This window comes from Citrobacter sp. CFNIH10 (assembly GCF_002934585.1).
GTDB lineage: Bacteria > Pseudomonadota > Gammaproteobacteria > Enterobacterales > Enterobacteriaceae > Citrobacter_A > Citrobacter_A amalonaticus.
The window spans coordinates 98101-112496 of record NZ_CP026213.1; the positions used below are offsets into that span (position 1 = coordinate 98101).

Below are 14396 nucleotides of genomic sequence, written 5' to 3' on the forward strand. Positions count from 1 at the left end.
GATTTGAAGGCTAGTTTTCAACACTATGGGATCCCGAAATAAGTTCTCCCCCCCGCTCCCGGTAAGCTTTCGTTAATACCGCATAACTTTCTGAATTAACATGCTCATCAACCCCCGAACAAATCAGCCGGTTCGTCGGTGCTTCAAAAGCGTGGCGTTCGTATTTTTCGACCACGCGACAATCTTCCGACCATCTCTTGCCGAGCAACAAATCATTTGTGGTAATTGATGGAAACATCATCAATGCAAAAATTCCCCCAAGACAGCCTATTGGCACGAGCCACATGCAAACGATCTTGTTTTCGGAGCGTACAAATTTCAACCCGATGGTAGCGCCTATGATAGTCACGACAAATACCACCAGCAGAATTTTTAAGGGTAAAATCAGATCTGCGGCATAAATTAGCATTAATCATATCTCCTTAACTTTTCAATATTTGGTTCCTTCAAAAAGCCATCCATACTTTCCTTCATCTGGATGATCTGTCTTGTAGTTTATCTGGCAAGTGGTGAACTGACGCATCCATTCTCGTGACCTAAAAAATTTCCCACGAGGAAGTTTATCGCCAGGTAAGCATTGTTCAGCCCATTCGACAAAAGCAGGACAAACCCCCTTAAAGTGAGGAATAACAACTTGCGTGGCTTCTTTACGCATTACTGCTGACTGAATGGTTTTGGGATCAATCGTCATGGCTTCACAGGCTAACCCGACTTCACAAACATTTCTATTCTGCTGATGTTCTGTCATAGCGCCTTCCAGTTGAAGTTAAGTAGGGTCAGTTTGGATTTGAAAATTGTTGTACGGTAAGCCTGTTCTTGAACCTGCTTCGTGATCTTATGCCCGTTTGATGGCCACGGACTGACGCAAAAGTGCAAGAACGTCACTGACACTCATATCCCACGCATCCGCCTGCCGTTTCAGAATAAATGCCCCTACTTCCATTCTTTGGGCATGGTTCAACATATGCGTCAGCATATCCCCACCATGAGAAAAGTTTATCCCGCAGCCGGATGCACCATTGTTGATGAGCGTAAAACCTTTGTTTTTATCGGTTCCGTGAAAGTTTGCCCTCATCTCCTTTTCCAGCCCGAACAATACCGCGCAACATTGAGTTAATTCATAGCGATTCAGCTGGATGACGCGCTTAAGCTCCCATTGGGCTTCTTTTGCGCCATCAGCAATCGGAGCCATAGTGATGTTCACCGTGGGAAACGCATCCTTACCAGGCGAAACCACATATTGAAAATCAAGAGCAGTACGTTTTGCGCCCGTTTGCCGGTCTGCATAAAGCTTCAGCTGCTTACCAAATGTCGAAGTCATAACTATCCTCCAGAACTTAATTTACCCTGGTCATTCCAGCCGACAAAAGATTGTCGGGTTGTTTTCTACAGGCCTTCCCTCTCAATCCCACCGGGTATATTTTCCCCTTCCCTCTCGTTCCCACCGGCGATAAAAACTGTGCAGATTAAAAAAGTATCTTTTTGGGATTAGGCGAACAGCAGTAATTATAAAGAGGAGTGTTATTTTCTTTATTTTTCATGGTAATACAAGTTGTATTCAATAGAGGCCTGACGCGCCCCATCAGCTTTTCAGATGTAAATGGGACTATTTATCCTTTAGCGACTACAAAATCACGGGTGGGTTTGAGAGGGAAACGTCAACTTAGTGTTTTTGACCGGTGGGAATGAGACAGCACATTCCCGGAACCGGGCAAAAAGACGTTTCAAACATCAGGAACCTGTTAGTTTGGGATTCCGATCCGTGATCTGAATGGTGGGTACGCTGGTGTCCACCAGGTAGTAAAATTTCAGGTAACCGATGCTGGCAAGCACATCGAGAGCAGTTCGCATTTTCCGGTTCTGTTCGGCAATGCGCCCATTGAGCAGTAAACGCTGTCGAAGTCTGTCAAAGGTGATCGGGGCTGGATGTTGAGGTAGCGCTTCAAAAAATGTATAGAGCGCCTGAGCCGTTTCATTCCTGGTAAGTAGCTCCAGGGGTTTCTTCCGCAACAGAGTAAGATGATCTGAACGGTACAAATCCCAGAGTCGTTCGTCGGCTTCCAGGATGATGTAATCACTTTCACCATCAAATTCCGCCTCTTTCAGCAACCCGGCTACTTTGAACTTGGTGATCCCCGGGTTCTTCTCAAACCGAATGCTTTTTGAGCGAATCTTCGTCAACGAATCGGCTATCTCATTGCGCAGTTTCGTGCTGTAGCGTTTTGATGGGTAGCCGCAGAGTTTGGCAAATTCACTAAAGGGCATTTTAATCCGGTTACCTTTCAGCGCATCAGGCGATACGCTGAAGGAATGGACGATTGCTGTCCAGCACCGGAAGTCCTGGAAATAATTCAGCATCGGGCCGGTGATCTTTATGTCCGTGTACCCTTCCTGTTTTGCAATTTCCAGACTGGATAGCGCTTCCGTCACGTTTAGCGTGACCGTTGCCTCTGTTCGGCAACTGGGAGTAAAAACGCCCAGGCGGAGCAGTGATACAGGTTGTACTGATGAATTTTTTGTCACCGTCAGCTTTCCAGTCGACGGCTGATTGAAGTCGGGAATAGCGTCCTTGAAAAGAAGAACTTCATTCGAGTTCATCGTGTGGATCCCCCAGTTTTATTGTTATTTTCCGGGTATCTTGGAATGCCCAGTCCGGGCGAATGTATCACGGTGATTTTTATTGATCATGAGAAATAGGGGTCATTTAGTCCCCATTTATCGGGTATTGGTTTTTATTTGTACTAAATCAATACGTTATTTCAGAGATGAATCGGATAAATGTCGTTGACATCAAATTTTTGATCTGCTGCCAGTGTGGACAAAAAATGAATACCGATCACCTATTTTTGAGATTTGTTACGTATGATTATGTTTTTATTTGATGTTTTCATTAGCACAGCAGATGTTGATAATTAAGTTCCTTTCCCCTTCCAATCCCACCGTTATTCCCTTTGAACACCACCAGCTACCAGGCTAACCCCACCGACAGCCCTTCAGAGCTCACTTTTTTCCCTCTCAACCCCACCGGGGCAGGTCTTCAGAGCTTACCAGCTGCGGGTTTGCGGGAGCGGGGATCTTTTTGGTTCTATTTGGTCTTAATCTGGATCGATCTGTTGATCTACCCGGTGGATATGTGGATTAGTTGAGTCACGTCCTTGTTACTCGGTTGCTTAAATTTGGCCACTACGAACTGTCTCAATACCACTCTGAACAACATCCCAGTTGATACCGATATCACCATCGTGAGTTCGGTCTATCAACGCTAAGGTCGACTCAGCTTCGCTAGCTGAAACCTGCGGCATGTTTCGGTCTATTGCTAACTCCTGAACATCAGACTTGTACCAGACACGGACTAGCACCTTTTCGTCAGGGTTCATTTTTTGCAGCTTTGCGATAATTTCTTTTGCAGTTGCGTACATGTGAGTGCCTCTTATCGTTTTGTTTACACAATCAGTAAAGCACCGAGTCAGTAGCTGACGAAGGCAAAAAAGATACTTTTCCACAGGACAGTTCCAATAAAGAGATCCCAAAGGTGCAACGGAGTACAAAAGAGATCCCTGTACGCTGCAAGCCGCATGGTTACTGGGCTCAAGGGCATTTTATGACAATGGTAATGACTTTTTTGACATTGGTAATGATTAAAATGACATTGGTAGTGACTATTTCGACGTTAGTAGTGAGTATTTGTGACAATGGTAGTGAGTTTTATTGTGTGATCTGAAGGTATAACTCTTAAAGAGTTTTGAGTATATTTCTATTATAATTCATATAGATACCATCTATCACCTGTATGATGAAACAAAATTATTAAAATCTTATCCACTGTTTTCTATACGCATTTTCCTTTCATGCCCGTACATATTTTCGACAATTTAGCTATTCGATGTTGATTTAACTCGAAGAGAGAATTTATCCCCATTTTCCACAAGGTAGTTCCAATAATTAGTACCTTACGAGTTCCCATAGATCACAAGAGATCCCCGCAGCTCGGAAGCCAGACGGCACAAGGCCTGGAAGCCAATCGGTGACAACGGTAGTGATTATTTTGACATTGGTAGTGAGTTTTTTAACGGTAGTAGTGAGTTTTTTGACAACGGTAGTGATTGCGGCGACAATGGTAGTGATTTTTTAAAGGATCTTTTTCACCGGAATTGCTCCTTTGTTGATAAACTACGTATGTATTTGTTTTTATGTGAATTTCAGAGTTTTATATTTAGTCGTGGCGTTTTTTTAGCCTGGACTTATGCACAATCTGAGATCGTCGCAGAGATCCCTTAAGTGACACTGAGGGCTTTGGGCGATAGTATTCAATAATCTGTTGATTAATACAGTCGATAAACCACTATGACCAATGAGAAAGATTCTGAGCAGCAAGGCCAGATGGTTACCAGGGCTTTCTCTGTAACAGAGAGAGAGACAGGTAAAGAAATTATTTTACGTCCTAATAGCAGCAGGACGGTTCAGTCTATCGCGCTCATGCGCCTTGGGTTGTTTGTGCCATCACCAAAAAGCGTTGGCCGTCAGAGTCGTGAATACAAAACTGTTGGCTTTGATGCCACGAAAGAACTACAGACACTTTCTTTGATGGAGAGCGAGGGTTTCACCAATATCTCGATCGTGGGTCAGCGCCTCGATATGTCTGTTGACTTCAAAACGTGGATGGGAATCATCCGAACGCTAGCTAACCATCCGATTGATAACGATAAGATCAGCCTCAAATTTACTGAGTTTCTGAAGCTCTGTAACCCTGAAAATTATCGTTCCTCTACCGCATCCCGTAAGCGTATCGACGCGTCGTTACGCAGGCTGGCATCCGTGATGTTGTCCTTCACCAGCACCCACTCGTCAAAGGTGTATACGACGCACCTGGTGCAGTCTGCCTTGCTTGACCCGGACTCTGATCAGGTAGAGCTACAGATAGACCCTAAGATATTCGAGTTGTATCAGTACGACCACAAGGTTTTGATGCAGCTGAAGGCTATCAAGGAACTGGCGAAAAAAGAGAGCGCACAGGCGCTTTACACGTTCATTGAGTCACTTCCACCAAATCCAATCCCGATCTCCTTAACGAGACTTAAGAACCGATTAAATCTTAAGACCCGTGCCAACAGCCAGAACGCCACAGTACGTAAGGCATTGGAGGAGCTGGCATCCATTGGTTACCTTCAGTACACCGAAGTAAAAAAAGATGGGAAGGTTTATTTCCAGATCCACAAACGCGATCCTGATTTGAATCTGAACAATATCCAACCACCACCTGATGGTGATGGCGAGGGTGATGCTGATGAGGAGAACAATGGCACGTCGGGTAAAAATAATGGTGAGCCACTGGAAGGTGAATTGTGCCCACCAGATGAGCCCATTGATGGGGATGAAACGTTAACCATCCATGACTTAACAGCTGAAGAACTTCACTACATTCGCAGCCTTAGAAGCCAGAAAAAGAACAATCCCGCCAGCTAGCATTCCCTCCGGGCTGTCAGATGACGGCCTGGAACCCTCCCTCCCTGCACATCGTCAGAGAATCCTGTTTAGCTTAATGACAACGGTATTGAGTGACGCGGTCACTACTGTTGTCATTGCGGGGTGACCACTCATGACAATGGTAATGAGACTAGATAGCTCACTACTGTTGTCATCATCGACATCTCTCCAGACCAGCTTCTCAGGGAAGGTCTTACACCGCTCACTACCATTGTCGGAATCGCCGGTACAGACAAATCGCTGATACCCATGACACCATGACATCGGCAATGAGTCTTGGCAGCTCACTGCTGTTGTCATCATCGACAACTCTCCAGAGCAGCTTCTCGGAGAAGACCTCATACCGCTCACTACCATTGTCGGCATCGTCAGTACGGATTTATCGCTGATTCCCATGACACAATGACAACGGTAATGAGTGATTTGACTCACTACCGCTGTCATTTGCTCCCGGCGCATTTGAATGACCACTGTATTGACTAAGAATACTCACTACCGTTGTCATTCATGATTCAGACCAAGTTCTTACTGCTCCACCAGCACAATGACAACGGAAATGAGTTCTGTTGGTCATTACCGTTGTCATATGCATTCCAGGTTAATCAGGCCTTTCAGGTAGCTATGGTAAGGATTCACTCGCCGTACTGTCTGCTCGTACTTGAGGGGCGGGATGAATGACCGTGGTAGTGACCGCGTCACTCCCTGCCGTTGTCGTTGTATGAATACATGGCCTGTCGGTGACAATGGAAATGAGTCCAACCGCTGTCGTAGCTAACCTGATTGGTCAATGACAATGGATGTGATTTTTTCAAGTCTCTACCATTGTCATCGTTTCCAAGTACATTTCAGTGGGGTCGTTCCGGCGATGACGAATCAAGTGAGTGCGGGATCACAACCATTGTCGAGGCACAACTTGCCGGTTGTAGCCATACCGAACGCTGCGACAACGATAGTGATCTCGATCACTCATTACCGTTGTCACCAGGCGGATGGTGAAGCACCAGAATCACTACTGTTGTCATCTAACATTCTGCTACCCATGCAACCAATGACGATGGTAGTGAGCAACGCCGTCTACTTGCTGTATATAGGGATAGTATGATGAGCCATAACAATGGTAATGACTCACTACCATTGTCATAGTTCCTGTACTTGATTGCCGGTAACCAGACAAGGGTTAACCATTAAGTCACTACCGTTGTCATTACAGAAAGGTACTTTCCTTAATTGTCATTACCGTTGTCGACCATGCACCCTCTTACCAGTAGTAACGGTTCGTTAATTATGTGAAGGTGATCATTACCATTGTCACTGGTTACACTCCCGGCAGATTCAAAAATCGAGTGACAATGGATGTGAGTTCGATGCGCAGGACGGCATCTCAGTGCCGATGGCAATAGTTATGAGCTGACCAGACTGGTGACAACGATAATGAGCCAAGCATTGAAGCCCGTTTGCTACGACAACGGTAATGATTAGGCCTCACTACCGTTGTCAGACACGATGCTTACTTCGGCCAGGTAAGTTCATCCCACCGGGATTTTAACCAGGCAGGGTTTACAGGTTTTCTTGTCGGTAATATTGGCCGAGCTTCATACGCGATGAGATCGTCATCCTTAGCCAGGATAGTGGGGTGGAAATGGATTGTCAGGGTGCTGGGATTAATCACACACAGGCCGTTGTCGTATAACCGATGTATGTCTGCCCGAAGCCACAGGCCATTACTCCAGTGGTCAGAGCCCGCTTTATGATGCTCAATCAGATGTGCTGCTTCTCCCCTGCATTTTGTCTTCACACCGGTGACGACACACCGCTCCATGCAGTTGAAGTATACCCTGTCGCTGAATTTCTTCTGATCAGGACGGGACATCGCACCGTACCGGCGATATCCAAAGCGTTTTGGTGAGACTTTCTCATCCAGGTCATCGTCAAATGAATCCTGACTCTCAGGCCGGAAGGTCTTCAGACGAACTTCCCAGCGAATGCCGTCACGTGCAAATTGCTGCCCTACGCGTGGGTCATCATCAGGCCAGATAGCTATTCCCTTAGCTTTAACAGCCAGCCGGAACTGGCGGGCATCAGCAGGGGTTCCCGTGCGGGTTAGTGTCATAAATTCATGGACACTCCGGTACTCCACTGGTTCTCCTGATGAGCCAGCAGGCCTGGCGAGAACCTTGTCTTTAATATCGCGGGCGAGTTTATCGGTTTGATTTTTATCTGAAGCCATGTGAGCTATGCCATACCGGAAGAGGGAGGCATGAATAATGGGCTGTTTTCCGAGGATAAGCCATAGATACTCACTACTGTTGTCATTCTTGTCGATGACAACAGTAGTGAGTCTGGTTGGTATGCATCATGTCGAAATCGGAGCACCGGTGACTTATCGAATAGTCTGAACTGACTTGTAATGCGCTTGTGCAGGGTGGCCATAAGCCGTATTCGAGCGTGGAACTTCGAGGTGACCCGGCATCCATCCGGTCGTTTTTGCAACCCAGAAACAGCGTTCCTCACCGTCATCGGTAGTGACTCTAACACGACAACCTTCAAGCCCAATTAGTTGGGGGGAAAGATTACCGGGGCAGCATTTCCGGGAAGCGTTAGCATATACCTGCCCGCGCCGCATGAGTTCTGCACATTGTTCAAAATGTTCTTCTGTACCCAGTGCAGCTACTGGTGCTTCAACGTCCATCCAGTCAGCTACGGCGGTTGCTTTTGTATGCAGGAGATCAAATCCGTAGCTTGATAGAATAGAGCCACATTTAAGAACATAGAGCTGCTGCTCTTTGTTAATGTTTTCGAGTTTCATAGCCGCTCCTGTTAGATTATCGTTGCCTGTTATTTAAAACATGGCTTTTCAGTAAATAAATAACCACACCTGCATGACGATTGGGACGCGATAATAAATAACGAGTATCTATTAGCTTTGAGTGCCGAAAAAACCACAATCCATAAGTTGCTCACCAACGGTATTGTCGAATAACATATCGTCTACTGAAACTTCATAGCTATTCTCTGATGAAAAATATCCAGCGTTATCATAGTCGACTTCTAAAGCGTCACCATCAATAACCACAACCTCAGTATTAACGAAAAGATCATCAAGGTCTGAAATAACCTCAATATCTTCACTCTGTTCATCGGTAATGACAATGACAACCATATCATCTTCAAACTCGGAAGCTGATACTTCATCATATCTTGCTGCAATTAAATCTGACATATTAGCCTCCAGTTGAATGTGATTGCCTATATGTCTATATTACCACCCACATGCTTGTGACGAAGTGATTTGGCTTATTTTTAATCGTTTAAAACAAAAAAGCCACCCCGGTTATTTCCTTGGTGGCTAATTGATATTATCCCTCGGCTAGTTCCAGCGCTTCCTTCTGGGAAGTGGCTTCACCGAACCAGACCAGATCATAATGCGTGAAGTCAGTAGATAACATGCTCCTGACCCGTTGTTCCTCTGTTGCCACAGTGCGGCTATAGACAGCTACACAGCGCTCTCTCTTCCCGCCCCGCAATGATGAAGGGCTGTTGAAAATCGCAAAACACATCGTTTCCGGCTTAACGTTAACCCCGCCCATTTTTTCAATGACGTAATCATAGGCAATTTTTTCAATGTCATAAAATGAGCCGTCAGATGACACCATTGAATATTTCAGAACAGTACCCCCCAGAGCTCGCTTAATCTGGTGCTCCCTTTGCTGCTCGTTGTTCCAGCGAAAGGTTTGACGGCTGCTGGGGTGTCCTACTTTCTGTTCCGCTTTTGCACGTGGGCTATAGCCGTCAGCAATGAGTGAATCCATAAATTCACGCATTGATAAAATCTTACCGTTATGACGAATTTGTTTGGCTAGGAAGTTTTCAATACGTTTTTCGTTGGCTTTTTGAAGTGTCATTTTTTCTGGCCTATGGTTCGTTGTCGTTATATTCAGTAAACCATAGGTCGTTCATGTGACGAAACGTGTATTTATTCAACCCTATCTTCAATTATTTCGGTCATTAGAAAACGCAAATGATGATTATCGCCATCAGGATTGATTTTGTTTTTGTGATAATCCATTACGCTTACATTTCTTGCTTGTTTGAAGTGGTAATTATCCATCGCGTTTACAGTTTTCTCATAGTAAGCTTCAGCTGAATAATCCAATAAACTTCGATAATAGGCAGCGACAACATCCCATCGACGATTTTCCGATGCTTTACATAACTCTTCGTCGTCACCTATTGCCGCTATGATATAACCATATATATAGCCAAGACATATGTCATGATTAATGGCTTTTCTGAATAATTCGGGAGAATATACCATAAGTATAAAGCCTAAAGACCTATGTATAAATACCCTGCTGTCATGGACTATTTTTCTGTCATGTTCGATAGCTGATGGCGCGTTATCACCCTCAAGAGTAACAGGTTCAGGTATAGAGACTGACGGTTCCGCCCTCTCCTGTTTTGTTGCGCCAGCGAAAAACCTGCTTATACGTTCAAACATAATGTGTCCTCCGCATTTTTGACTCAGTATAGCCAGGAGCACTGGCCCGTGTGCGGGAACGGAAGATGACCGTCGATATCCCGTTGTTACTTAACCAGCCTTACCGTACTATCAGGTGAATTATAGTTCACGTGGATTAACCTATGTACAAACCCACCAGCGATGAATTTAAAGCAGAGATGAAACGCAAAGGCTGGACGCGGCAGGCGCTGGCACAGCGCTGGGGCAAGTCCGAAAGATGGATAAGTAATATTTCAGGTAATGAGGAACGCGAGCAGCATTGGAACGATGCGCTTGCAGGACTACCAGTATTAAAAAAAACCAAGAATAAGTGAAGTATAGTTCCCTTTTTTATTGATTAAATGTGAACTATAGTTCATGCTTTCTCGTGTGTTCGACTTCACTTCCCATCGAGGAGCAGCAGGCATGAACGTAGATCAGCGGCAACGTATTGAGCAGGAAATTGCCCGGGCAGCAGCAACCGGGTTGATTGAAGCAGGATATAGCATCTCGGTATTCGACTCAGAAGAGATTGTGCTGAAGCGCTCTACGAACGTAGAACGTATTGTTGAAGCCATGTTCTCTACTGATGAAGACTACTTCTATGCTTATCGCCCTGAAGAAACTGAACGTGCAGGTTACGTCCATTTTGTTTACGGCAATGAGGGATGGAATGTTATCAGCGATAACAGCCTGTCGCTTGAACCGGCGCTTGAAGCCGCTACTGCTCTGTCTGAGTCTTATGCCTGACCCTCAATGGCCCACTTAGTACTCGCAAGTGGGCTGTTTCTTATTCATACCCCATATGAATAGCAACATTATCACCACCTCGTGCCTATCCCTTTCTCCGTTCTTCGCCCCGGCACCAAGCCGTTCCGTTTTGTAATTGATGCCACAGCTGTAACGCGAAGAAATAAAAAGCCCGCTTGCAACGACTAAAGCGGGCTTTTTTTTATTCATACTGCATATGATTAACGGTCTATCCACCGTTCAATAATCCCATCAGGTACATCGAAATCATTGTCGCGGAAGAAATCCTTTTCGTATTTTCTGGCCTGCGGCATCGTCTTGAGTACGAAGAGGATGGCATCCTCCTTGGAACTGAACGAAGTCCGCGTAATGACGTGATCCGGCGCGTGAATGTGGGAGAGTGCCAGGCTTTCTTCGGTTCCTGGCTTACACAAATCACACCAGTGCTTATGCCAGAATGTCTCACCATTCTTCTTCAGCTTCGCCCCTGGTTCACCGGTTGGCGCTGGGTTAATAACCACCTCAAGAATATCTACCGGCTCATCTGCATCTCGCGCCGCATCGCCGAGCAGTTGATCGATAAGCAACTCCCCGGCTGAACTGACCAGGTTGCTGGCTATCGTGAAGCGACGGTGTAAGCCGCGATCTGCCTCTTGCTGAATCAGCGCTATCTGCGATTTAAACGATACCATATGCGTAAGCACAGCATGGTTAACGCCGAAATCAGGCCCATATGTCTCTATGTTTCGGTCTGCGCTAAAAGGGGCCATGTCCGGGCGCTGTTTTGTGCAAAAGAGACCCAGACTTGTTTTCTTATTGGCAAGATTATCGAGCTTACCCTCTTTGACCTCGTAATTTGAAATCAGACGGTGGGCTACCCGGGCCTTGAGTGCCTTATCATTCAGATTCTGATAGATATACTCGACCGCAGAGCCGCGTGTACCAAGATATAAGTATGACCACTCCTCACGGTCGACAATAAGACCAATCGGGATCATCATTACTGGCTTTTGAACGATCCCGCCAGTCGGTCGGTAGAAGTTCATTTCTTCAAAAGCATTAATCCACAATTCTGCCAGCTCGCTCAGACCTTCCTGGTTGCTGGGATTCAGACGCTTGAGAGTCTCACGGCCCAGTTCAATGTCTGCCAGAGCTTTAAGTTTCCGGTCGTAGCTTTCAAATACAGACTTTAACCCTTTCCACTCATCCACCAGCGGCCATTCTTTGAGGGTGCATTCAGATACGCTCAGTTCGTTAACCAGAGCCCATGAGCGAGATACCTCTTTCACACCGGTACGCGTCAGACTCAATACCACACGTATAGCCCATTTGTGTTTCTCAGCTGCATCGTTTCGTTCTTCAGCTCGTGGGGCTACATACAGGCCCAGTTTGCCGTTTGGCATTACCACAAGCCGTAGAGGAGAGTTTCCAAGTTGCTCACAGTAGCATTCAATTTGCGGGATGCTTGCATGACCTCGCCATGCAATTAAATCCATCATGGCAAGGAGCGCTTTCCATTGCTTCTCATCTTCCAGACCACTTTGGAGGGATGCACCTCGGTTTGCGCAGCGCCACGTCTGAATCGTTTTATCTACAGCCGCAACCCGGTCATTTTCGTCACCGATGTTCCCGGCGTTTAAAGCCGCCAGCATTTTGCTTCGGTATTGTTCTTCATGCGTTTCTTCCAGCTTCAGCAGTGCCGCAAGTTCTTTGAAGAGCCGGATGTAATAAAGATGGTTAGCCCGGATACGCCGGTTGTGAATGTAATATTCGAGATCGGCGGATTTCACCGTGTCCAGGCAAAGATAGCCAAGGCTATCAGAGGTTCTGAATTTTGAGAGGCATACCTTGGCATTGAATTCTCGTTTGTCTGACTTCGCATTACGGCTGTAGGTGTGCTGAACGACTGGCACATCAACGTAGATCTCTTCATTCTTCTGGTATGCCACGCTGGTACTACGGCTTTTAACGAAATCAACCGTGAATGAATGTCCCCGGTAGCCGTTACCTGAATCATCCTTAGCTGCCCCGGGTGCGGTAACCGGATTAACGACCTGTCTCCACTCACAAAAGACGCGTGAACCAGAACGCAGGTGCTGGTTCGCCTGCTTAATGTAGGACTCCAGCGATGGTCTGGTATCGGCCTCCGGGTCACTCAACAGACCGGTTCCATCTGCGTCATGAATAAAGCGGCAATATTTCTCCTGGAAGTCCATCGAGATGAAATTAATGTTACTACTGCGATCATAGAATTCGCCAAACAGGCGCTCACGCTGGTCGAGCCCGCAGCAAAGGATCAGGAAACGTTTATAGTGCAGCGCCATCTTTTCATGCGCCCGCAGCCGGTCAGTGTAAGCTACATCGCGGAAGGTGATGCGAGAACCGTCAAAACCGCGAAAAAGCGCGTCCTGCTCGTCACGTTCAGGGAACAGCGTATGAGCGCCCAGATGAGATTCAACCGGGCTGCATACCTGGTAAATATTTTCGCCGTCTCGTACCAGCAGGAAGACACATCTGTTTTGAAAGTCTTTGGCCGCAGCCTCCCACGGATCCTGATAATTGACGTGCCGTCTGGTGACGGCCATAACCAGTACGCAACGTTGGGTCGGGAAAATCTGCTCGATTAGGCCCGGGTGTTTTTGCAGTGCCTGGTCGAATAAATCTGCTTTGGTGAAATCGAACCAGTCTCCCAGATCCAGATAGACAGCGAGCTCCTCATCCATCAGTAGCTTTTTCTGGACAAATGTCAGAGGAATGTCGCTCGGGGCTGAATTGCCTTTGATTATCGTGTTGACGACAACATCTTTGCCGATGAAAAGATCCAGAGACGCAATCCCTTTCATCAGCGATTCAACGTTCTCCCTGCTCTCTTCGAATGCGGCCAGCTGCGCCGCAGCCATTTCCTGGTAATAGGGTACGACGGCCTGAACGGCCCTGGTAATTTCGTTATTCTTACCTTGTAGCCATTCAGATTGTATGACGGCCAGTTTATGTCCATGCCGAGCCGCTTCCATCATTCCCTTAATGCTTTCCTCATTGACACCGGATGTCAGCGCATTTTCTAACGGGCCGGTGGCGAGGTTTGTGTACTGGTCAATCGTCGCGGGTAGAGTATTGAGTTTGTTCTCGCTTTTTTCTGTCTGCTCTTTTTCAAGGCGTTCCGCAATGATCTCTTTCATGCGTTCAGGGTTTGTCATCGCCTCGGAAAGTTCAACGGTCAGCTTCTGAGCCAACTGCTGGCAGGCCTGCACTTCACTTTCGCGGACTTCTTTCGAGTCAGCAGCAAAGGTGAATTTGTTAACGAAGTCATCAAACAAAAAGCGGTGCTGAGTGAAGCTACGGGTAGTGCCACAAGTGCGGCCAGATTCATCGGTATATTCAAACCGAATGTGTTGGCCATGTTTTGATGGGTGGGTGCGCAGAATGACCGTATGCAGTTTGTTGTCGACCCAACGCAGCGATTCAATCAGCAGTACTTCGGAAGCGGCAATGTTCTCTTCAGCAATGGCTTCATTTGCCCGCCAGTACTGACCGCCTTGAAGAGAATGGAAACGTTCAATTCGCTCTACCGGTTGTTCAATGCGCACGATACCCGTCATTATGATCTCCTTCCCCCGGCTTTAGCCATGTTGCCGCTATTGTACTAGGACATGGTGTTTCTAAT

The 14396-nt window shown here is 46.5% G+C and carries 14 protein-coding genes; 3 read left to right on the top strand and 11 right to left on the bottom strand.

All coding sequences use genetic code 11. The features are described 5' to 3' along the window. Positions 1-10: 10 nt before the first annotated feature. The 5 genes from C2U53_RS02300 to C2U53_RS02320 all read right to left on the bottom strand — a co-directional run bounded on the left by C2U53_RS02300 (position 11) and on the right by C2U53_RS02320 (position 3419). Complete coding sequence (locus tag C2U53_RS02300) at positions 11-409, bottom strand: hypothetical protein (protein WP_016241545.1); 399 nt, start codon at positions 407-409, stop codon at positions 11-13. 21 nt (positions 410-430) lie between these two features. Next, a complete protein-coding gene (locus C2U53_RS02305; RefSeq protein ID WP_009651680.1) occupies positions 431-748 on the bottom strand; it encodes a hypothetical protein in 318 nt (105 codons plus the stop codon). 87 nt (positions 749-835) lie between these two features. Further along, positions 836-1321, bottom strand: a complete 486-nt coding sequence (locus C2U53_RS02310; protein ID WP_007372340.1) for a hypothetical protein — start codon at positions 1319-1321, stop codon at positions 836-838. A gap of 410 nt (positions 1322-1731) precedes the next feature. After that, positions 1732-2598, bottom strand: a complete 867-nt coding sequence (locus tag C2U53_RS02315; protein WP_008786567.1) for a RepB family plasmid replication initiator protein — start codon at positions 2596-2598, stop codon at positions 1732-1734. A gap of 572 nt (positions 2599-3170) precedes the next feature. After that, positions 3171-3419: a hypothetical protein gene (locus tag C2U53_RS02320; protein WP_016241546.1), complete on the bottom strand. Its 249-nt coding sequence runs from the start codon at positions 3417-3419 to the stop codon at positions 3171-3173. Between the two features lie 925 nt (positions 3420-4344). Between C2U53_RS02320 and C2U53_RS02325 the strand changes: the two genes are divergently transcribed. After that, the gene (locus tag C2U53_RS02325; protein WP_016241547.1) at positions 4345-5463 is read left to right on the top strand and encodes a RepB family plasmid replication initiator protein; all 1119 of its coding nucleotides are present in this window, start codon (positions 4345-4347) and stop codon (positions 5461-5463) included. A 1528-nt stretch (positions 5464-6991) separates the two neighbouring features. On the opposite strand, the gene C2U53_RS02335 is transcribed toward C2U53_RS02325, so the two are convergent. The 5 genes from C2U53_RS02335 to C2U53_RS02355 all read right to left on the bottom strand — a co-directional run bounded on the left by C2U53_RS02335 (position 6992) and on the right by C2U53_RS02355 (position 9982). Then, positions 6992-7711: an HNH endonuclease signature motif containing protein gene (locus C2U53_RS02335; protein WP_007372337.1), complete on the bottom strand. Its 720-nt coding sequence runs from the start codon at positions 7709-7711 to the stop codon at positions 6992-6994. A gap of 153 nt (positions 7712-7864) precedes the next feature. Beyond that, positions 7865-8290, bottom strand: coding sequence for a hypothetical protein (locus C2U53_RS02340; protein WP_016241550.1), 426 nt, complete (start codon positions 8288-8290; stop codon positions 7865-7867). A 111-nt stretch (positions 8291-8401) separates the two neighbouring features. Beyond that, a complete protein-coding gene (locus C2U53_RS02345) occupies positions 8402-8704 on the bottom strand; it encodes a hypothetical protein (RefSeq protein WP_007372336.1) in 303 nt (100 codons plus the stop codon). Between the two features lie 136 nt (positions 8705-8840). Next, complete coding sequence (locus C2U53_RS02350; protein ID WP_007372335.1) at positions 8841-9386, bottom strand: hypothetical protein; 546 nt, start codon at positions 9384-9386, stop codon at positions 8841-8843. Positions 9387-9457: 71 nt separating this feature from the next. After that, the gene (locus C2U53_RS02355; RefSeq protein WP_016241551.1) at positions 9458-9982 is read right to left on the bottom strand and encodes a hypothetical protein; all 525 of its coding nucleotides are present in this window, start codon (positions 9980-9982) and stop codon (positions 9458-9460) included. A 143-nt stretch (positions 9983-10125) separates the two neighbouring features. Here C2U53_RS02355 and C2U53_RS02360 point away from each other — a divergent pair, with 143 nt between their 5' ends. Both C2U53_RS02360 and C2U53_RS02365 read left to right on the top strand, forming a co-directional pair. After that, positions 10126-10317 carry a hypothetical protein gene (locus C2U53_RS02360; RefSeq protein ID WP_007372333.1) on the top strand — a complete coding sequence of 64 codons (192 nt, stop codon included), beginning with the start codon at positions 10126-10128 and terminating at the stop codon, positions 10315-10317. Positions 10318-10408: 91 nt separating this feature from the next. Beyond that, complete coding sequence (locus C2U53_RS02365; RefSeq protein ID WP_007372332.1) at positions 10409-10732, top strand: hypothetical protein; 324 nt, start codon at positions 10409-10411, stop codon at positions 10730-10732. Between the two features lie 221 nt (positions 10733-10953). Here the strand turns inward: C2U53_RS02365 and C2U53_RS02375 are convergent, their stop codons facing one another. Then, positions 10954-14331, bottom strand: a complete 3378-nt coding sequence (locus C2U53_RS02375; protein ID WP_007372331.1) for a hypothetical protein — start codon at positions 14329-14331, stop codon at positions 10954-10956. Between the last annotated feature and the right edge of the window lie 65 nt (positions 14332-14396).

What these genes read in the sequence shown, in the direction of transcription:
- C2U53_RS02300 (WP_016241545.1), bottom strand. Translation starts at nt 409, where the DNA reads ATGCTAATTTATGCCGCAGATCTGATTTTACCCTTAAAAATTCTGCTG.
- C2U53_RS02315 (WP_008786567.1), bottom strand. Translation starts at nt 2,598, where the DNA reads ATGAACTCGAATGAAGTTCTTCTTTTCAAGGACGCTATTCCCGACTTC.
- C2U53_RS02365 (WP_007372332.1), top strand. Translation starts at nt 10,409, where the DNA reads ATGAACGTAGATCAGCGGCAACGTATTGAGCAGGAAATTGCCCGGGCA.
- C2U53_RS02340 (WP_016241550.1), bottom strand. Translation starts at nt 8,290, where the DNA reads ATGAAACTCGAAAACATTAACAAAGAGCAGCAGCTCTATGTTCTTAAA.
- C2U53_RS02305 (WP_009651680.1), bottom strand. Translation starts at nt 748, where the DNA reads ATGACAGAACATCAGCAGAATAGAAATGTTTGTGAAGTCGGGTTAGCC.
- C2U53_RS02325 (WP_016241547.1), top strand. Translation starts at nt 4,345, where the DNA reads ATGACCAATGAGAAAGATTCTGAGCAGCAAGGCCAGATGGTTACCAGG.
- C2U53_RS02350 (WP_007372335.1), bottom strand. Translation starts at nt 9,386, where the DNA reads ATGACACTTCAAAAAGCCAACGAAAAACGTATTGAAAACTTCCTAGCC.
- C2U53_RS02335 (WP_007372337.1), bottom strand. Translation starts at nt 7,711, where the DNA reads ATGGCTTCAGATAAAAATCAAACCGATAAACTCGCCCGCGATATTAAA.
- C2U53_RS02355 (WP_016241551.1), bottom strand. Translation starts at nt 9,982, where the DNA reads ATGTTTGAACGTATAAGCAGGTTTTTCGCTGGCGCAACAAAACAGGAG.
- C2U53_RS02345 (WP_007372336.1), bottom strand. Translation starts at nt 8,704, where the DNA reads ATGTCAGATTTAATTGCAGCAAGATATGATGAAGTATCAGCTTCCGAG.
- C2U53_RS02360 (WP_007372333.1), top strand. Translation starts at nt 10,126, where the DNA reads ATGTACAAACCCACCAGCGATGAATTTAAAGCAGAGATGAAACGCAAA.
- C2U53_RS02310 (WP_007372340.1), bottom strand. Translation starts at nt 1,321, where the DNA reads ATGACTTCGACATTTGGTAAGCAGCTGAAGCTTTATGCAGACCGGCAA.
- C2U53_RS02375 (WP_007372331.1), bottom strand. Translation starts at nt 14,331, where the DNA reads ATGACGGGTATCGTGCGCATTGAACAACCGGTAGAGCGAATTGAACGT.
- C2U53_RS02320 (WP_016241546.1), bottom strand. Translation starts at nt 3,419, where the DNA reads ATGTACGCAACTGCAAAAGAAATTATCGCAAAGCTGCAAAAAATGAAC.